We start from the raw sequence: 20,481 nt of genomic DNA on the forward strand, positions 1-20,481 counted from the left end.
CCGATGAACATCATGCCGGATCGGCTCAGGGAGATCCTGTGCAAGCGTGAGCAGCGCTATGTCGGCGTTCAGCTGACGTTTTCGTTCGAGCGCCAGCGCATCATGCTCGAGGAGACCGATGTGACGCGTGGTCTGGTTGGTCGTTATGTCGAGACCTATGCCTATGCGGATGGCCGGTTTGACGTGCGCTGGAAAGGCCATTGCCTGCCCTACCGGGTGTTCGACACGGACCAGCGTGTGACCCATGCGGCGATCACCGAGAACAAGCGGCTTTCCGATGTCTTGGCCTACATCAAGGAGCAGCAGGAGCAGTTGCCGCAGCCAAAGGTGAAGACCAACAGCGAGAAGAATGGCTACACGCCACGGGGCCGCAAACCAGGCAAGCGGACGGATTTGATGAACGATCCGAAGGTCATTGCGCAGCGTCAGCAGGCTCTTTCACGGCTCGATGCCGCGGAATGATTGGCTGATCCAACAATCTCAAAGCTAAAGCCGATGGGTGGATAATCCACCCGCCCCGCTCTGCCCTTGCAACCCCAACCAGCCGGTCAGAACGGGGCTGATTGTCGTGCGCTGGCAGAAAGTGACATTTCAACTTTGCGTCCGAGCGGACATTCCAACCTTGCCGCCACATTTCGTGTAGCCGGGTACGTTCCACTTTCGAGTGCTACAGTCGTCGCCTCTTGGGACGCCGCCAAATAGGGCGAATCCTGTTTACGATGGGTCCAGGCGTCAAAATCCCGAGGTCGATTTCTCGACCTGCTTGAGCAGGCCTTTGTCGATACGGAAGAAGGGCATGGCGCGTTCGCCGGCACCGTCGTCGCGGAAACGGAAAATGCCCGTCGAACCCCGAAAACCGGTCGGGCTCTCAATCACTTTCTTGGTGAAGCCTTTTGGGCCGAGCGCGCTGGCGATGCCGGCCGCAAGGGCGACCGTATCATAGCCATAGGCGACATTGACGTCGGGCTCGTAGTTGTAGGTCTTGCGGAAGCGATCAGCGATGGGCCCGATCTCCGCGCTATCGAGTGTGGCGATGTAGGCCCCCTGCATCGTGGGCTCGTCGATGCCATGCTCCAGCCAGCGATTTGACCCGACCAGGGTGATGTTCTTGCCGAGCAGCCCCTTGGCCTTCAGCGCTGCGACCAAAGGTGCCGGGTTGGCGCTGCCGCTGGCGATCACGATCGCCTGCGGATCGCTGACCAGCGCCATCATGTCGGCCACGGCCTTGTCGGACCCGCCAGTGGATGGGCCGAATGGCACCGCCACCGCAAGCGTGGCGCCATAGATGCTGAGGCTGTTGGCGACACGCTTTTCGATCGTCTTGCCGGCCTCGCCTTCGGCTGTGAACAGTACGAACTTCCGCGCCCCCTTGGCGGCGATGGCCGCAGCTCCCGCTGCCGCGCTGTCGGCCTCGTTGAGCCTGACCGAATAGACGCCCGGCGCGCCGGCATAATTGTCGGCCAGCGCCAGGACCAATGGCCGGTTGGTGCCCGAGATCGCCGCGAGCTGGCGCACCGCGCCGGGCTCGGACGGGCCGATGACGAGTTTCGCGCCTGAAGCCAGCGCGCCTGTGGTCAGGGTACGCGCGCGGCCTTCGTCGCCACCGGTATCTTCCACCGTCAATGTCAGCAGGTTGTCGCCCATGTCGGCCATGGCAAGCGCCGCTGCATCGCGCATCTTTCGGCCACGGTCGCCCGCTGAACCGCCCGCCGACAAGGGCAGCAGCATCGCGACTTTCACCGGCCCTTTGCCAAGCGTTTCGCCTGATCTTGTCGGGCCCAATTTCGCCTGAGCTGTTCCAGAAGATGCGGTTGCGCTTTCAGCGGCGGTGCCAAGCACGTCGTTGCCTTCGGCGCCGGACTGACAAGCGGCCAGACCAAGCGGCAGCGCCAATACGGCAGCCAGCAATGCGGCATGCCGCAAGAAGCGCTGTCCAGTTACCCTCATCAATCCTCCGTTAGAGCACTGCGCGGCCGATTGAACGCGCATAAAATGCCCCAAACTTGAAACCCGCGCGCCGACCATCACCACGACAATGGTCACGCGACCGCGGCACAAAAACGGCATGCCGAACAGCTGGCGCGAAAGTTACCAATATGTTGCGTCCGCGGCACGGTGGCAGACGCGTGGTCACCGAACCAGGCCGGAGGTGGGGCGCTGTTTTTTTCAACGTGCGAGCGATTTCGCTGATGCGCGGGCCACGCGAAACGGCGGCCCGCGACCTGGCTAGTTCATGTATTCGACCATGCGGCTATGGAAGCACTCGCATTTGTTGATGGAGTCCTGGTCGCGATAATTGGTCCTGAGGTAGCCATAGGCGATGCCGCAGGCGACTTTCGCCTCCGAAGCCCAGACGAACACCGGACGCCTCGAGTCGATCCACTGCGAGCTGTTGGCGGCAGCAACAGACTCGTCCATCAGCCGGACGACTTCGGTCCTGACCTCGCCGAGGTTCTCATTCAGCGCCAGATCCGACGTGCTCGCCACCCGACAATAGCTGGCGGTCGGCATATCGATCAAGTCGGCCGCCACCACCTGGCCAGTGAAGGCAAATACGCAAAGGCCGGCTAGCGCCGACCGCTTCTTCCAGTTGAAAGCCATTCGAAGTTCCCTCTCCTGCCCCGGCATCGACGCAGTGTCGGCTGCCACCCATTCACGTCCCCACCCGGAAACCCGGGCGCATTCCAAAACTCAAAGCGTGCCCTGCCCCGACGAGCCATCTTCCTCGAAGAGGATATTGAAGGGCGCCGTGACAGCCAAGGCGTCCCCAGCCGCGTCCGGCGCCGTCATCTCAGCCATCGCCAGAGCGTCGGGCGCCGTCTCGGAGCCTGGAGCCAGCAACTGCGGTATCAGGTCGGACAACTCGATGACCTCGCCGAACAGCGAGTCGGCGAGGATCTCGCCGAGTGCTGCGGCATCGGCCACCAGCACAGGAGTTGGTGCGAGCGTGGGCAAGTCGAACTCGGGTTCCAAACCCCACGAGCTCACATCAACGGTAGGGGCCAGCGCCAAAGCGCCAGCCCCTTCGTTCGTTGCATCCGGCTTGTCATCCGTCATCGAGAATTCCGTCTGCCTTGAACCAAACGCCTTGTTTCAACACTCATATATTATCCGAGTGCTTGGTGCCCGAATTATCTTCGAACAACACCTTCACCGCCTCGTTGACCGCCGTGAAGTTCTCGAGCACGGCGACGGTCTGGAAGCTGTCTCCGCCACCATCGACATCGACATTTACCTCTGCATTGGCGCCGTTCTGGACAATGCTGACATAGCCTTTCGCCGCCAGATCAGTGTCGGGAGCGAGGCCGTTCAGCAGCGCGCTGAGATCGAGCTGGTCGCCCTTGCCTCCGTCGTAGTCCGTAATGATGTCGGCGACATTCAAGCCCTCGATGACAAAGGTTTCACCGGTCGGTTGCGCGGCTTCCGGAGCTCCGAGCACCGCATCGAGCATCATCTCGACATAGGTACCCGAAGAACCATCCGCATAGTGGACGGTGCCTTCGCCAGCCACGCTCTGGCCGTCGATCACGTCGGTCGACGGGGTCGTYGATGTGCTGAGGCCAGTGATGCCGTGGTCGCTGAGTTGGGTCAGTTCGCCAACCTCGCCGACGCCGTCGTTGTTTGCGTCTTGCCAGATCATCAGCTTGCCGAAGGCCTCGTCGTTGGCATCGATAATGCCATCGCCATTGCTGTCAAGCGAAGCAAGCGCCTCCGCACCGCTGGCGAAGTGCCCGCCGGCGAAGTTCGGGGTGAAGATCTCGGCACCGCTGTCGATCTTGCCGTCGCCGTTGACATCATAGGCCAGGATGCCGTCGCCGCTGGTGTTCCAGGCAACCTGGTCGGCATGACCATCCGCGTTGATATCGAAGCGGATGCCGCCATCGATGTTGGAGAACGACATGCCGTTGTTGTCGAGGTCAAGCATGATTGGGTCGACGGCACTCGAATAGACGACGATGTCGTTGTGGTCGATCGCCTGCAGCTGGGTGAGCGTGGTGACGTTGTTCAGTGTTGCCACCAGCGTTCGACTACCCGTACTACTCCAGTCGGAGTCGAACCAGATCTCCCCTTTGCCAGTATTGGAATTGAAGACTAACACGTATGCGTTTTTCGGAGAATCAAACCACCAAACTTGGCTGTTCCGAATTTGATCGGTCGTCTGCGCCGACGTGATCCGAACCACCATATTGTCCGCATTGAGCGCAATATTGCTGATCGACGATGCAGTAGTAAATGCACTCGAACTGAGCGCAGTCCCTGCAGAACTGCCAGATCCGGTCGTTTTGAAATCGACACCGCCAGATCCGGAACCGCCGAAGAAACCAATCTTGTCGCTGCCGTCGGTGTAGTCAGTGACTATATCTGAACCTGTGTTCGTCGCGAAGCGGAACTGATCTGCCCCACCATTACCGGTCAGGATGTCGTTGCCGCTGCCACCGTTGATGACGTCAGCGCCGGAACCACCCGTGATCGTGTCTGCGCCGGTCGAGCCCACGATCTTGAACCCTTCCGACTGGTTGGCGAGATTCAAGGTTGCTGCCGAGGCCAGCGTGACGTTCTCGATGCCGACGATCTGCGCGTCGCTACTGCTGGTGAAGTTGGCCCCGACACTCAGCGTGTCCGTACCGCCGCCGCCATCGATCAATCGATCCGCCTGATCGGCGACAATCGTGTCATTGCCGGTTCCGGCATAGATCGTGTCGACTCCGCCCTTGCCATCGATCGTGTCGCTGGCGTCGTTGCGGCCAATCAGGATCTCGCCGAGCGACGTGCCGTCGAGCGTATTCTTGCCGGCCTGGGTGCGATCGATCGTCACCACAGCACTGTCCGGCGCCGCGCCGTTCTGGCCATTGTAGGTGAACGATCCGCCGGCCGTTGCGTCGTCCGTAAAGGTGACGTTTCCGCCTCCGCGCGTCGCGCTACCGCCGATAGCAGGGTTGGTCACACTCGAAATGGTCGATCCGGCGTCGTCATTGGCGAGCAACGCTGCCTCGGAGATGACGATGCTGGTACCCGAGCCGCCACTGATGTTGGTTAGCACGCGGTCGCTATGCAGTGGGTTTGCGTCGCCGTCGACCGTTTTCAATGCAATCGATAGTTTGGCGGTTGTGCTGTCGCCATCTGCATCCGTCACCTGGTAGGTGAAGGTTTCGGACGCCCCCACCGGAAGCGTGCTGCCGTCTGTGTAGGTGTAGGTGCCATCCTTGTTGATGACCAGCGTGCCGTATTGGCCCGCCATCTGGAAGTTGCCGGCGCCGTCGGCCGTATTGTCGGTGTTGCCGACGCGGGTAATTGCGGTGACGAGCAACGGGCCGTCAGCACCCTTAGAGTCGTTGTCAATGACGTTGCCAGTCTTCGTGATGCTGGTCGAGTCGGACGAGACGAAGCGAACCGCAAGTTGGTAGTTGTTGCTTCGTCCTTCATAGGTCCGCACGGTCGAGACGATGTTGTTCTGCTCATCGACGAAACCACGTACATCCAAAGTATAGTTCTGCCCGTCGATGTTCACGGTCGCCGTCTGCGTGGTGATCGTGATGACGTCGCGGTTTTGTTCGGCCGTTCCGTTGTTCGGCGTTTCGTTGTGCGCGAAATTGATTTCGATCGGACCAACCAGAACCGGCTCGCCATTGATGATCGCGGTGAAATTGACCGTCAGCTTGGCGCTCGAAATGCTCGTGCCGCTGTCGATCGACTGATTGTAGTGGGTGAACGTACCAAGATAAAATGTCTGGTTGGTCTGGAGATTGGCCAGATTGGCCGGTGCGGCGTCAACAAAGCCGTAGCCAGACTGTCCACCGTCGCCCCATTCAACAAGATCGGCAGCACCATCGTTATCGCGGTCGGTGTACTCGATATCCTCGCCACCCGTTAGGATTTGCCACCGCGCGACGACGGACCCGACGTCGAGATCGTCGACTACGATATTCAGTGAATCGCTGTCATTGTTTGCAATTGGCGTGTCGTCGTCGATGGTGATCGTCAGCTTTCCGGTAGCGCTCTCAGCCTGAGCGTCGGTCACGCGGTAGGTGAGATCGATGACAGCATCGTTCTCGCCGGAGCCAGCTGCGTGGAGCACCGGCTTAAGCAAGGTGAAGACGTAGTTCCCGTTACCGGTATCCACCTGTACGGTGAAGACTACACCGCGGGCCGAGGTTGCCATCAGCGTGTCGGTATTGGCATCCCAACTGTAGCTGACCTGCTCAGTGCCCACCATGCCCGTCGTTCCCTGCATGGGCAGGAAATTGATAGGATCGGTAGTCGCCGGCGCATCGCCGTTGAAGGAATGTGTCAGCGTGCCGGTTGCCGTTGTCGCCTGGCCGGAGACGTCGCCACTGCTCGAGCCATTCCCTGCATTGCCGTTCGCCAGACCCTCATCGTCGACCGTAGCCGTGACCGTGCCGGCCGTCGGCTGCGCGTTGGCGTTGGTGATCGCTATGGCTTGCGTGGCCTGCGAAGTATCGCCGTCACCATCGGTGATGCGGTAGAGGAAGCTCACATTCTGAGTCAAGCTGCTGGAGTTGGGGTTCGGGTCGAACTTCCAGTCACCATTTCCGGCAATGACGTAGGTCCCTTGGCCACCGGCCGGCATGAACGTCGAGCCGCCAGCGGCCACCTCCTGCCAGGTGTCACCATCGTCGAACGACACGTGCGTGACCGTGGCGCCATCGGCGCCCCTGATATCATTGGCAAGGAGGTTCTGGCCTGCCGTTTCGCCTGCCGTTTCAACAACCGTCAGAGCGGTCCCCGCGTTCGCCGTCGGAACGTCGTCGACGATCTTGACGTCGAGGCTGCCGGTGGCCGTCGTGCCGTCGCTGTCCTTGACCTCGACCGCGAAGCTGACCTGGACGCTGTTCTCGCCATTGGCGGAACCATGCGTCAGCGTGTTGTCCTCCAGCGTGTATTTGTAGGTGACGCTGCCGGCACCCGTCGCCGGATTGTAGCTGTAGCCCGTGACCACCAGCTTGCCCGTGGCATCATCCGATATCGTCTGCGGGAAGCCGCCGGCAAGGTTCAGCGTCGTCGACCCGATCTTGATCGAGCCGATGCCGTCGGCCGCGGCGAAGCTGAACGAACCGGCCTGCGTCAGCGCCTGCGCATTCGGCGAGGAGCCGTCGGACAGGTGGTCCTCGTCCACCACCAGCTCGCCATGCTCGGCATCGAGTCCGCTGAGTGTGGGGGCGGAGTTCTTGACGCCGACGTTGATGGTAGCGTTCTGCGCATCGCCGTCCCCGTCCACGATCTTGACGCCGAACTGCAGGTCGAGATCGACCGTGGTTTCGGTGCGTGAGACCGAGGCGAGGGACACCTTGGCGCCGCCGCCTTGGACAGCTACGCCAATAACCTCGATGTAGTCGATGAACTTGCCAGCCGGGGCGGTGAAGGACTTGGTGCTGCCGCTTATCGTGACGGTTTCTGTGGTCTGCGAGTTGTCGGTGAAACGGACCACAAATGTAAGCTTATCGCCGCCGAGGTTCTTGAAGGATAGCGTCGCTTCTGAAACTGCAGGACCCGAGAACGGCGGAGGGGTAAAGCCAGCAACGCCGAAGTTGTCTGCGTCCTGGAAGTCGAAGCGCAGCATTTCGCCCGCACCGAGATTGCCGTCAATGCCGACACCCCAGCCCGTTGCAGCTCCCTTGACCTGGTCGAGCGCGCCATCCGCCTTCCAGCCCGACACCACCGCGAGGTTCTCGCCACCTTGCGTCGTGAGCAAATAGGCAGTTCCTGGGCCGGAGCCGTATGCCCCACTGGCCTTTGTTGCATCCACGGTGGTCGTTGCGCCGTCAAGCGGCCTGAACGACTGATAGACGTAGCCCCCGGCCGGATTGACGGTCAGACTGAACACCGGATTGGCCTGGTTACCCGTGTGGGCGATCAGTTGGTTGCCGACCTCGGTATACTGGATTGCCAATCCGCCGGATTTGAGGTTTGCCGGAAGCGACGTGAAGTCGATGTCCTTGATGCCGTCAGCTCCCGGCAGGATGTCGAAGCTGCCAATGGTCGTTGCCGCGCCGTTGCCGACTTCGATGGACTGCGGCGTGCCGAGATCAGGGGTGTCGTCGTCAACCATAACAGTCAGCGTCGAAGGCGCAGTATCGCCGTCTCCGTCGGTAACCTCGTAGTTGAACTTGAGGCTTAGATTGTCTTCATACTCGAGCTGGCTGGCGCCGGGAGCCGACGTCAGCGGGTGGGCCAGCGGGCGGAAGACCTCCAGCTCATAGCCACCGGCATCGTTGATCGTCAGCTTAAAGACTTCGAGCTGGGCTCCTCCCGGGGCCGTCATCGTCCCGGTCAGGACGCCACCGATCCCGGACTGCGACCACGCGGTCTGCACGTCGAGTACCGTCGCTGCCTTGGTGATCGGATCGACATAGATGGCCTTCAGCGTCCCGATCGCGCCGTTCTCACCGGACACCGTTGCCAAGCCTGCCGTGATCTTCCGCAGGCCGTCGGCGCCCGCTGCGAAATCGAGCATGCCGGTCGCGCTCTTGACCTCTCCGGCAACGTCGCCGGCCGCGCTTCCACCCGAAATGCCGCCGGACTGGCCTTCGTCGTCAAGAACAACCCGATGCTCGACCGGACGCGCGACCGGCATGTCGTCGGACACCGTCACATTGACAGTACCCTGGGCCGTCGTGCCGTCCGTATCGGTCGCCACGACCTTGACCGAGCCGAGTTCCTGCAGATCGTCGCCACTGGCTGCATGGCTGTCGTAGTTGTCCTCAAGTGTCGCCTTCACGGTCGCGGCGTTGCCTACGACAGTCAGCTCGAGCTTGACCACGGCTACCGCACCGTCCTTGCCGACGATTTCGGTGGCGGATACCCGCTCCCAGGTCAGGCCTCCACCGAGGGCGCTCAGGTCGGTGCCGAATGCTATCGAGGCGATCGCGTCCGAACCCGGCGTGAAGGTGATGGACCCGGTCGCGAAGTCGTCGCCGCCAGGCGTCGAGCCGTTCGCCAGGTTCTGGTCGTCCAGCGCAAGCGTGATCGGCGCACCCGCAACTGGTCCGGCGCCGTCCGTCACCGTGATCGGCTGCGCCGCTGTCGCGGTGTCGCCGTCGCCGTCGGTGATCGTGTAGGTGAAGCCTGCGTTGACGCCGGTTGCGTTAGTAAGGTTTGGCTTCGGATCGAACGTCCACGCGCCGTTCGACTGGAACGTGTAGGTACCGTTGGATGTGTTTATGGTCGTGCCGCTAGTGTTCACCACATGTTCGAAACCGCCGATCGTCACGGACGTGAGCTTGGCGCCGTCAGCGCCTGGGGTGTCGTTGGCGAGCACATTGCCGCCGATGGTACCAACAGCATCTTCCGCAATCGACTCCGCCGCTTCGTCAACGGCCGTCGGAACGTCGTCGTTGAACTCGATCTTCAGCGTGCCGGTCGCCGTATCGGCGGTCGTGTTGTTGCCGTCGGTATCGCTGACCGTGTAGCTGAGCGGCGGCACAACGCTGACGCTTGCTTCTGTGTTGTCGGCGTTGGCATGCAACACGTTGTTGACTAGGATCACCTTGTAGGCGCCCGTTGCCGCATTGGTGATTTCAACCTGGAACAGCATTTTGTTGACTCGGCTCGAATCCGGGCTCGCCTGGATCTTCGCCGTCAGCACATTTCCGGAAAGACTGTAGGTCACCTCTTCCAGGCCAACCATACCAGACTTGCCGCCCATTCCCGCGAAGCTGAACACCAGCGCGCCATCGCCGCCGCCGCCCTGGAGCTTGCCAAGGAAGACAGCCTCACTGGGATCAACCGGAGTAGTTTCACCATCATTCGCATCGATGTCGCGGAGGGCGAAAGCACCGTTGGCGCCAGCCAAGCCATCGTCATCGACCTTTGCCGCAACCTCGCCCGCCGTCGGCACGTGATTGCTTTCCTTGACCGAGAAGACGACCGAGCCGTTGCCCAGGCCGATAGTGTCGCCGTCACCGTCACGAGCGGTGATGAATTGGCTGAAGTCGAGGTCCAGTTTGCTCGCATTGCCATGATCGAGGGGCTTGTAGAGCGTCAGCACGGCTTTGCCGTTGACGTCGATCTTGAGGTCGAACACCTTAGTGTCCGCTCCAATGAAGCCGGTGAGTATTCCTTTTTCCGACTTGATCTGGACTGGCTGGCCACCCGAATTGATATCGCCGAAATCCTTGGCGGTGAAGCTCTTAAGCTGGAATGCATCGCCGGCATGCGCGCCGTCCTCGCCGAAATTGACGAGCTTCATCAGGTCGATGTTAGAGGTTGTCTGCTGTGATGGCGTTACAGTGACCTGCCCCAACTCCAGATTGTCGAGGATAATACGGCCCTGGAAGCCGGCCGGATTCGGCGGAACGATCTCAAGCTTGGACAATATCACGCCATCCAGCACAGTGCCGGTAGCGTCGAACATGCTCATTGGAGTTACGCCCGGTATCGCGTTGGACTGAACCGTCAGAGTGACTGGGGCCAGCGCGTTGCCATTTGCATCGTATCCGATCACCGTGACCTGCGACAGACCTGTATTGGCGCCGTCGAGGCCGATTTTGGCGCTTTCGATGGTAAATGTCTTGCCGGCAGCAGCCGTGAAGATCATCGATTTGCCAGCACCGGCACTTTGCAAGGTGTAGTCGTTGTCGTGAATGACGACGATCGTGCCGGCGTTTGTGGTCAGATTGGGAATATTGGGCGCCTGGTTGATCTCGGCGTAGCCGAACCCGTATGTCTCCACCTTCACGGAAACCGCGCTCGAACCCGGCTCGTCCATGACGGTGGCTGCCGGAACCGAAGCAGCCACTTCGGGCGAGTCGTCGTCGACATTGACCTTGATCGTACCGGTTGCCTTGTCGCCGTCGCCATCTGTGATGGTGAAGCCGAAGCTTAGAAGCAGATTGTCTTCGAATGAACCGGTCTCGCCGTGTCCCGAATGGCTGAGCGGGGCCTGCATCTTCAAGGTGTAGCTGCCGTCCGAACGGATTTCGAGCGTGAATGCCGGCACGCCGCCGTTCATCGTGCCGACCAGCGTGCCGCCTTTTTCGAAGCCCCCAGCGGCATTGCCGTCAGCGTCCTTGCCGGGAACCCAAGTCGTGGTGATGGGGTAGGCGGTGCCCACTCCRTCGACCACGTGTATGCCCTGAAGACCCACATTGCCAAGGGTGGCCACGATCGACTTCAGCCCATCAGAACCAGCATCGAAGTTGATCATGCCGGTCGCGATATGGCCCGAGCCATCATCGCCGGGACCACCTGGAATGCCGGTCGCGCCGTTGGGCACGTTCTCATCATCTAGATTGCCGTTGTAGACCGCCTTCAGGCTGACATTGTCGAGCAGCGCACCGTGCTGGTTTTCGCTGCCGGTGCCCTTGAAGGCGAGCACTGCGTTGGGGCCGCTCGCGGTCACGTTGATCGTGATCTGCTGCAGGCCAGGGGCAATGTTGCTGTTGGCCGGAATCTCGTGGACGAGCTTGCCGTCGAACCAGATCTGCATGCCGCTGGAGCCGGCACCATCGCCGCCGCGCGGCGAATACCAGAAGCTCAGCTGATAGGTCTGACCAGCCTCCGTGCCAGCAATCGTCTGCTGGATCGTGGCATTGGTGGAGGTGGTGGCGTTGATGTCGCCGACGTTGCCGTTCGCTGGATTACCGACAGTGTCGGAATCAAGCTCGACCAGCGCATTGCCGAACTGGGTGCTTACGCCGCCGGCCCCGCCGGTCTGGACCTCGAACGGCACGCCGCCGTCCGACGTCCAGCCGTCAAGCGAGTGGAAGATCTCCCAATCCTGGTTGCCGAGGACGTTGGCATGGCCTTCCTCAAAGCTGCCGTTGACGATCAATTCATTGCCGAGTGCCGGAGTAGACGGGACGACCGAAATCACCTTCGGACCATCGTCCTCAAACAGGACCCGGCCGGAGATGTCGGCGCTGCCGGTCGCCTTGTCGCCGTCGCCATCGGTGGCGGTGACCTTCACCGAAACCGTGTTCGCGGCAAGCGTCACGCCTTCGTCATGGCTGTTTGTGTCGGGATGGTCGAGCGACACATATTGGGCAAGCGTGACAACGCCCGTGCCGGCATCGACATGCAGCGCGAAGGCGACCTTGTCGGTGTTGCTGACGCCGTTGCCGTCGGCGTCGTAAACGCCGATGATGCGACCGTTGCCGTCCTTGAACAGGAAGATAGCCTTGCCTTCGGTGGTCATCAGGCCGGAATCGACGCCGTTCTGGTTGGCAAGCTCGAGCGAATAGACCTTGGAGTTGTTCGTCGCGGGGCCATCGGCGCCGAAACTTATCGTGGAATCGACAATGGCACCGGAGCCCTGGGCGAACTGCGCCACCAACATATCGGGATCAGTGCCGGCATTGACGCCATTGAACAGGTTTTCAATGGCAACGGTTCCGGCCACCTCGTCAGAGTCCGAGTCGATGCCCTTGGTTTCGTCGATGACAATGATGTCGTTCAGCTTGACGTTGGCAAGGAAGGTGCCGGAGTTGTCGCCGTCGTCGCCGATCTCACGGAACTCAAGCTTGTCGTTGCCGCCACCAATCGCCGGAACATTGATGACGATGGTCTGCATCGGTCCTGATGTCGGCTCGTAGGTACCAACCTCCACACCATTCCAGAATACCAGCAGCTTAGCGCTACCTGCGGCAGCGCCGCTAGCTGCACCGATCTCGAAAGATAGGCCGTAGCTCTCGCCCGCCGTCAGGCCTTCGATGGTTTGGGTAATCTTGATGTTGCCCGGCGAAGCCTCAAGGTCGACCATGACGCTGTTGGTAGGGCTGTCAGCGCCGCGATAACCGTCGCCAACCTTTTCGAGCACGATCGTGCCCGCGCCATGGACGGGCGAAGCACCGATGGCCCAGGCTCCGGCCATTCCGGAATTGTTGACACCGCTGCCGGCGCCCCATTCACCGCCATTGTCGGTGAAGCCCTCGATGAACAAACCGTTGGCGATGGATTCCGGTGCTGTGACTGTCAACGTCGGGCCGTCGTCCTCGAACTTGATGAGGTTTCCGACATTAACGGTTTTGCTGACGGTGTCGCCGTCGCCATCCTTGGCCGTTAGCACGACCTGGATGTTATTGGGCTTGAGTTCAACCGACTCGTCATGGCTCGGGCCGCCGGTCGGGTGCTGCAGCGAAACATACTGAACCAGAGTGACCACGCCCGTAACCGGGTGGATGTGGATAGCGAAGGCAGCAGGTTCGTCGCTGCTGACGGTTCCATTGCCATTCGCGTCGTAGCGGCCGACAATTAGACCTCCCTCGGAGAAAAGTAGGATTGCCCGGCCCTCGGTCGTAAGCAGATTGGTGCTCGAACTTCCCATGGTGAACGCATAGGTCAGATCCTGGCTCGTCGCCTTTCCGTCTGTGCCGTAGTCGACGACAGCCGTAACAATCGCGCCTTGCGATTGGGCATAGCCGATCGGACCGACGCCATTGTTAACGTGCTGATCGCTGCCGGGATTGTTCACCAACTGGAATAGGGTCGAGGCGGCGGTATCGTTGCTGCCTGTATCCTGGCCTGGCGTTTCGTCGTGCACGATAGCAGCACCGACTGTGGTCGAGACTATTATCGGACCGTCGTCCTGGAATGAGATCTTGCCGCCGATATCGATCGACTTCTGAACGGTGTCGCCATCATTGTCGGTGGCCTTGAGTACGACGTTGACAAGACTGCCGAGACTGACCGGCTCGTTATGCGAGCTGTTGGAGCCGTCGCCGGCCTGGGGATGCTCAAGCGACAGATACTGCGCGATGCTGACCCCGCCGTTCTGGTCGATGGCCACCGCAAAGGCGATCTGCCCGGTGGCATTGTCGACGCGACCAACAATCAGGCCATTCTCGAGGAAGAGAAAGATTTCCTTTCCGTCAGTTGTCATGAGGCCAGAGTTCGTGCCGTCCCCACCATTGATGGCCAGCGTGAGCGAAATCTTCGCCGAGTCGTCGGCACCTTGCTTGACGCTGTATTCGACCACATCTTCCTGGTGGGCATAGCCGAGGGCCGCCGGTGCTGCCAGCGTTGCAAAGCGGGCGACCACGCCCACGGCGTCCGTGTCGTCGCCCTGGGAACCCTTCTGGAGGCCGGCGGTTTCATCATGCGTTACCACCGCGCCCGTCGCCTTCAGGTTGATCTGCGGAATGTCGTCGATGACGGTGACATTGACCTGACCGGTGAGGGGCACGGAATCGCCATCCCGATCCGTGGCCTGAATAATGGAGCCAAAGTTGATCTCTAGCGTATTCTGGACGGCGGTGCCGGACGGAGGCGCCGGGTGATCGAGCTGATCGAACAGGCGGAAGGTGAAATCGCCATCGCTTTCGACCGTCATCCAGAAGACCGGYCGGTCCAGGCCATGGGCGTTGTCGACGAATGCCACGAGCGTGTTGCCGACCATTGCATAGCTCAACGGCGAACCCTTGGACTGCAATCCTAAGGCTTCCATTTGGTCGATCGCCGTAGCGGCGAACCCGAAGCCACCGCCGACAGCCGCGCCATCGGCACCGAAATTCACCAGGCTGGCGAGCGATCCGGACGCTTTTGCCGCGCCGGTAAGCCACTCCGTGTCGCCATCCGGCGACGTCCCGTGTGACCACAGGCTGTGAATGTCGTCTTCATCCACCGTCACGGCCGCATTGCCCGGCTTGACCGACGGACCGTCATCCTTGAACACCAGATTGCTGCCGATATTCAGCTCAGCGGACTTGCTGTCGCCGTCCTTGTCAGTGATCGTCGCGGTGAGCTTGACGAGGTGGTCGGTCAGGCTGCTGGCGTCGTCGTGGTTGCTGGGGTCGGCATGCTTGACCGGACGGATCTGGTCGAGGGTGACTTTGCCATCGGCATCAACCTTGACGGTGAAGACCAAGTGGTTGCCGGCGGCAGTCCTACCCTCGACCACGCCGTTATTCACGCTCAGCAGTACCTGCTGACCGGACTTCGTGTCGATAAGTCCAGAATTGCCGGCAACCACGCTCAGTGTGTAGGCAATAGAGCCGGGGCCGTCGGCGCCATAGGATTTGACGAAGTTAGACGCGAACGATGCGCTAGCATTGTCGGAAAGATTGGTCTCATCGACCGTCAAGAGGGGTTCACTGCCCGACGTCTCGATGGTCGGCGTATCGTCGTCCACGTTGACCCGCAGCGTGCCGTTGGCGATGTCGCCGTCATTGTCCTTGACCTGATAGGTCAGGGTGAAAACCTTGTTGTTTTCAGCGCGACCGGCGGCGTGCATGATCGGCGCATCCTGCGTCACCAAATAGGCGCCCGTCGCGCCATTCATGGTGATGGTCAGCACCTTGGTCTCCCCCTGGTAGACCTCCAGCGCACCGTTGTTGAGCTTGTAGGTAAAGCCTTCCGGCGCACCGTTCGTCAACCAGGCAATCGAGCCGCCATCGGCACCGAAGCTGTGCGCCAACGTGCCCGAAACATTTCTGCCATCCACGTTGTCGCCGGTTCCACCGGGAATGCCGCCCTTGAGCGCGTCGTCATCGAGACGGACAAGGGCATTTTCCGAAACTTTCGGACCGTCGTCTTCGAAGATGATCGCGCCGCCGATCTGAGCGCCGCCTGACACGCTGTCATTGTCGAAATCGGTGATCGTCACCGACGCGTTGACGAGCCCGGCAAGGCTCAGCGAGTCATTGTGGTGCACCTCTGGCGACAAACCGTCGGAGTTGTGCTCAAGCGGAACGTTCTGCGTGACGGTCAGCGAACCGTCCGCGTTGATCTTGACGGTGAAGGCGGTTTGCGTGCCTCCATTTTCAAAAGTGCCGGTAATCGTGGTCGAATTCGTTTGCACCAGCGTGATTGGGAAATCGCCGATCGCCGTCTTCAGGTTCGTGGCGGCATTGCCCGACAGTGTAAGGGCGTAGACAACGCCGCCGCCTGCCGCTGCACCGTCGGCGCCGAAGGTCGAACTAAAAGAGAGAATTGAACCGGCGCTGGTGACGTTAATCGGGAAACCGCCTGGCGTCCCCGCGCTCGTTTCGTCAAGAATGGCGGTTGCGCCAAGACGGACCCCGGAAATTTCAGGGCTGTCGTCCTCCACCTGCAACGTCACATTCGCCGTGGCCGAGCCGCCGAACGGATCCTTGACCGTCACGGGAATGACAATGCCGACAACGTCTTCGATACCGGAACTCGGATGGTCGATAGGGCCCAGAATTTCGACCTGATAGTCGCCCGTCTCCGGATCGGTAATCGTGAAGCGAACCACGACGACGTCTCCCACCCTGCCCTCAAGCAGATTGGGGCCGACCAGATTCCACGTGATCGCCGCGCCATGCGACGTGATGCCAGCATTGGTCGCCGGGTTCGGCAGCCCGAGGCTGTAGGTGAGCGGATCGCCATTGCTGTCGGACGCGCCGAAATTGCCGGTGAAGACGCGCTCATTGGTGGTGTCGAACGGGTTCGGCCCGTCGTCGCGATTGCCGCCGCTCAGCCCCTCTTCGGACAAGCGGATKGAAAAGCTCAGGAACTCGGGCTCAGCATTGATGCCGGCATCAAGCTCGCGCCCCGCATATTGCGGGAACATCAGCGCTGTCGGCGGCAGCAGATCGGAAACGTCGAATCCGTCGCCGATGCCACCCGCCTGTATCTCGAAGTTGCCGCCCGAGCCCTGCGCCGCGCCCCCACCCGCAGAGAACGAACCATCGGCGCCGAAGGCGACATTGATGCCACCGGCTTCAAGGGCCGCGATCAGGGCAACGCGCGGCACCTCGACATCGCCGAGCAGGAAGGTCGGCACATTGGCGGCGGCGTCCTTGATGACGATGAGGGTGCCATCGGCCTGTTCGAGAACCAGGTTGTTGCCGTCGACCTTTATGTTGTCGATGGAGATGCTGGCGGGCAAGTGGACGATGTTTGAAGCGTCCGCGACAAATTCCGTAGGCATCGCCTGCGCTGGTGCCGCAGCTGTTGGCTGCGCTGCCTGCACGGGTTCACCGGAACCGGCATCAACGGGAACGGGATCGGCCTGGGCCACGATCTGGCCTTCAACCGTAGGCTGGGCTACGGCGCCCTCTGGCAGGGCTGCATTTTCAGCCACGGAAGCAGACAGATTTTCAAAATCAACAGAGGTCGCCATTGCCCATCCCCAAATCGTAATTTAGCGACACTGAAACAATGGCCCGTCAGCAAATACAACTGTGACGAGAACCCGAATGCATATCGGGATATGCCGCTCCCTCGAAAAGTTTTCGATTGGTTAACTGGCAGAGAAATCGCGGCAAAATATTGCAAGTAAATTCTGGCGAATTCTTAAGGGTAAAAGATCTGCCTGTGAAATGTTACCACATGCGCTGAACTGCCCGCCAGCGGGCCAAAGATCAAGCAAGACGATGGTGAGGCTCGGGCAGGTCTGCCTGCGCGTTTATCAGGCGACCACGAACGAAAGCAGCAGTTCCGGCGCCCTGATCGGCGCGCGGACCATGTTGAGCTGGCCGTGGTAACGCCGCTCGCCGGCACCGATGACGAAACCGCTGGCGATCGGCACGCCGCCATTGGCATCTAGCCTGGCGAAAATGTCGGCGACGTTGAGGTCGAGCGAAAGCCTGAGGTCGCGATTGGTTTCGTCACCGAAGCCGACCGGCAGCTGCCGCTTGACCAGATTCTGGAATGCCGAATTGAGCGACAGGATCTTCTTCATCGACGACAGCGCGAAGGCTGGTGCCGGGCAGGCGCCCAATATGGCATTGATGGTGCGCAGCGAGGCCAGCTTGCCAAGCGACGCATTCTGGTCGGCTATCCAGCGCAGGCAGGCCACGCGGATAGCCGAAGCGAGGTTGCTGGTATCGCCGTTTGCCCGCGCGATTTCTTCGACCATCTCGCCGATTGTCAGCCGGTTGTGTTCGGCCAGCTGCTTCAGCGTCGTCCAGAACAGGCGCTCGAGCCTGATGCCGCGCCGCGACCCCTGGCGAACAACGACGCGAAAATCGGTCGTCAGATCGTCAACCGAAAAGACGTTGATGCCAAGGTCATCTGGCGAAGGCGCGCTATCGCTCACGAAGCGCCTCGTTGCGCGCCTTGTTAATGGGCTTGAGCAGGTAGGCAAGGATGGTCTTGCGCCCGGTGATGATCTCAACCGTGCTGATCATGCCGGGAATGATGGAGTAGGACATGCCGTCCCTCTCCAGCGTCGAACGGTCGGTCGACACGCGAACCTGATAATAGGGCTCGCCGGTGTTCTGGTCGACCAGGGAGTCGGCGGTGATGGTCTGCACCTTGCCGTTGAGACCGCCGAAAATCGAAAAATCATAGGCCGAAACCTTGATCAGCGCCTTCTGGTCGGGGCGGATGAAAGCAACGTCGCGCGGCGAGACGCGCGCCTCGACAAGCAAGGTCTCGGAAGTCGGCACGATGCCCGCCACGACCGCGCCGGGCTGCACGAAGGCGCCCAGCGTGTTGACGTCGAGCGTATTGACGATGCCATCGACGGGCGAGCGGATATCGGTGCGCGCGACACGGTCGGTGGCGCCGCGGATGGTCTCGTCGACCACCGAAAGCTCGGCCAGCGCCTGGGTCAGTTCGTCGAGCGCTTCCTGCTGCAGCTGCAGGCCGAATTCGTCGACCTGGAGCTTGGCCTCGACGATCGCGCCCTCGGTCCTCTTGATGGTTTCCTCGGCCAGATTGAGCTGGCCCCTGAGTTCGGTCTGTTCGCGATCGACGCGCATCTGTTCGGTCTGGGCCATCAGCTTGCGCTTGACCATGGAGGTGATGAGTTCGGCCTCCTTGTCGCTGACCGCCAGGCTTTCCGTCAGCCGCTGCACATTGACCTTTGCTTCGTTCAGTTCCTTTTCTCGCTGGTCGAGCCGCGACTTCAACACATTGAGCTTGATGTCGAAATTCTGCCGCCGAGCCACGAGCAGCTTCTGCTCGTTTTCGCAGATCTGGGGTGCTGTGCGCATGAGATCTTCGGGACAGCTGAGCGGCTCGCCGATCCGGCCTTCTTGTTCCTGCTTGAGCCGGGCGATGCGGGCAGAGAGCGTGCGCGCCTTTGCCTGCTGTTCGCCGAGGCTGGATTCATTAAGCGTGTCGTCGAGGCGGACGATGAGATCGTTCTTCTTGACCACCTGACCGATCTTGACGGCGATCTCCTCGACGATCCCGGCCTCGCTGGCCTGCACGATCTGGGTCTTTGAGGCAGGAATGACCTTGCCTTCGCCGCGCGCGATTTCATCGACTTCGGCAAGCGATGCCCACACAACGAAGGCCGCAAACAGCGCGCCGATGATCCACACAGCGGCCGACGCAAAAAATGGCGGTCTATCTTCTCTTGATATCATCAATGCCCCATTATATTGAACGAATTCAATATAATCATGCCATCAAACATCTGCCTTCAGCTGTTTGGCTTCTGCAGCGCCTGAATGACTTTTTCCTTTGGCCCGTCGGCAACGATACGCCCCTGTTCGACCACAATAAGGCGGTCGACAATTTCAAGCATACTGTAGCGGTGGGTCGATATGATCAGTGTGGTCTTGTCGTCGAAGGCCGTCTTGAGCTGTTTTATCAGCTGCCGCTCCGAGGCCAGGTCCATCGAGCCCGACGGCTCGTCGAGAAACACGATCTTGGGCCTCGTCATCAGAAGCCGGGCAATTGCCACGGCCTGCCTTTGACCGCCAGACAGGTTGGTGCCGCGCTCGCCGACATTCATGTCATAGCCGCGCGGATGGCGTGACACGAATTCGTCGACGCCCGCCGCCTTCGCCGCGGCGATGATCTCTTCGTCGGTCGCTTCCGGTCGCGCCATCAAAAGGTTTTCCTTGATCGTGCCGGAAAACAGGTCGCCTGCCTGGGCGACGATGCCGACGGCGGCGCGAACTTCGGAAGGGTGGTACTGGCGAACGTCGATGCCATCGAGCAGCAGCTCGCCAGTGGTCGGCAAGTACAGCCGTCCGACCAGTCGCCCGAAGGTCGTCTTGCCCGAGCCGATGCGGCCGATGATACCGACGCGCTCGCCTGGATTGATCGACAGGTTGATAGCAGTCAGAACGTCGGTTTCCGTGCCTGGATAGGCAAAGCCGACATTGCGAAGCGTCAGTGCGCCGACGCGGATGGGGCGATTGACGAAGCCGACCGTATCAGGGCGATCCTCCGGCTGCTCCATGATGGAGTTCAGCACCCTCAGCGACAGCATCGCCTGCCGGAAGCGCGAAATGGTCATCGCAAGCTGGCCGAGCGGTGCCACGGCTCGGCCCGAAAGCATGACGGCGGCGATGATGGCGCCCGTCGAGACGGCACCACTGTCGAAAGCATAGGCGCCCGCTACCACTAGCCCCACAGTCACCAGCTGCTGCACGAACTGCGTCATGTTCGCGGCCGCCGACGACAGTTCCTTGATCTTTTCGGAGGTGTTGGCGGCATTTTTGGAATGCTCGCGCCACTTCCGCAACAGATAGGCCTCGGCACGCAGCGACTTGATCGTCTCGACCGTCGAGATCGACTCCACCAGCAGCGCCTGACGCTGGGAAGCCTCGTTCATCGACGCCGCCACACGCTTGCCGATACGGTGCTGCGCCACGAGCC

General features: G+C 60.8%; 7 protein-coding genes and 1 pseudogene. 1 reads left to right on the forward strand and 7 read right to left on the reverse strand.

The annotated features are described in order from the left end of the window. Nucleotides 1-462, forward strand: a pseudogene (locus AC1DWF_RS20010) (ISNCY family transposase); the annotation flags it as partial. A gap of 270 nt (nt 463-732) precedes the next feature. Here AC1DWF_RS20010 and AC1DWF_RS20015 read toward each other — a convergent pair. The 7 genes from AC1DWF_RS20015 to AC1DWF_RS20045 all read right to left on the reverse strand — a co-directional run. Next, complete coding sequence (locus AC1DWF_RS20015) at nt 733-1,947, reverse strand: ABC transporter substrate-binding protein (RefSeq protein ID WP_476785739.1); 1,215 nt, start codon at nt 1,945-1,947, stop codon at nt 733-735. 279 nt (nt 1,948-2,226) lie between these two features. Beyond that, nucleotides 2,227-2,601, reverse strand: coding sequence for a hypothetical protein (locus AC1DWF_RS20020; RefSeq protein ID WP_476785738.1), 375 nt, complete (start codon nt 2,599-2,601; stop codon nt 2,227-2,229). A gap of 90 nt (nt 2,602-2,691) precedes the next feature. Beyond that, complete coding sequence (locus AC1DWF_RS20025; RefSeq protein ID WP_476788865.1) at nt 2,692-3,057, reverse strand: hypothetical protein; 366 nt, start codon at nt 3,055-3,057, stop codon at nt 2,692-2,694. A 43-nt stretch (nt 3,058-3,100) separates the two neighbouring features. After that, nucleotides 3,101-17,041, reverse strand: a complete 13,941-nt coding sequence (locus AC1DWF_RS20030; protein ID WP_476804304.1) for a DUF5801 repeats-in-toxin domain-containing protein — start codon at nt 17,039-17,041, stop codon at nt 3,101-3,103. A 288-nt stretch (nt 17,042-17,329) separates the two neighbouring features. Next, entirely contained in the window at nt 17,330-17,959 is a 630-nt protein-coding gene (locus AC1DWF_RS20035) for a ribbon-helix-helix domain-containing protein (RefSeq protein ID WP_476785923.1), read from the reverse strand. After that, a complete protein-coding gene (locus AC1DWF_RS20040) occupies nt 17,949-19,238 on the reverse strand; it encodes an HlyD family type I secretion periplasmic adaptor subunit (protein WP_476788862.1) in 1,290 nt (429 codons plus the stop codon). The genes AC1DWF_RS20035 and AC1DWF_RS20040 overlap by 11 nt, the downstream gene beginning before the upstream one ends. Nucleotides 19,239-19,294: 56 nt before the next feature. Next, on the reverse strand, nt 19,295-20,481 hold a 1,187-nt coding region (locus tag AC1DWF_RS20045; protein ID WP_476841969.1), incomplete at its 5' end, for an ATP-binding cassette domain-containing protein.

The sequence above is a fragment of the Aminobacter sp. P4_D5 genome, assembly GCF_056401815.1.

Bases quoted from the DNA above. Each gene is read 5' to 3' on its own strand.
- AC1DWF_RS20015 (WP_476785739.1), bottom strand. From the start codon at position 1,947: ATGAGGGTAACTGGACAGCGCTTCTTGCGGCATGCCGCATTGCTGGCT.
- AC1DWF_RS20020 (WP_476785738.1), bottom strand. From the start codon at position 2,601: ATGGCTTTCAACTGGAAGAAGCGGTCGGCGCTAGCCGGCCTTTGCGTA.
- AC1DWF_RS20025 (WP_476788865.1), bottom strand. From the start codon at position 3,057: ATGACGGATGACAAGCCGGATGCAACGAACGAAGGGGCTGGCGCTTTG.
- AC1DWF_RS20040 (WP_476788862.1), bottom strand. From the start codon at position 19,238: ATGATATCAAGAGAAGATAGACCGCCATTTTTTGCGTCGGCCGCTGTG.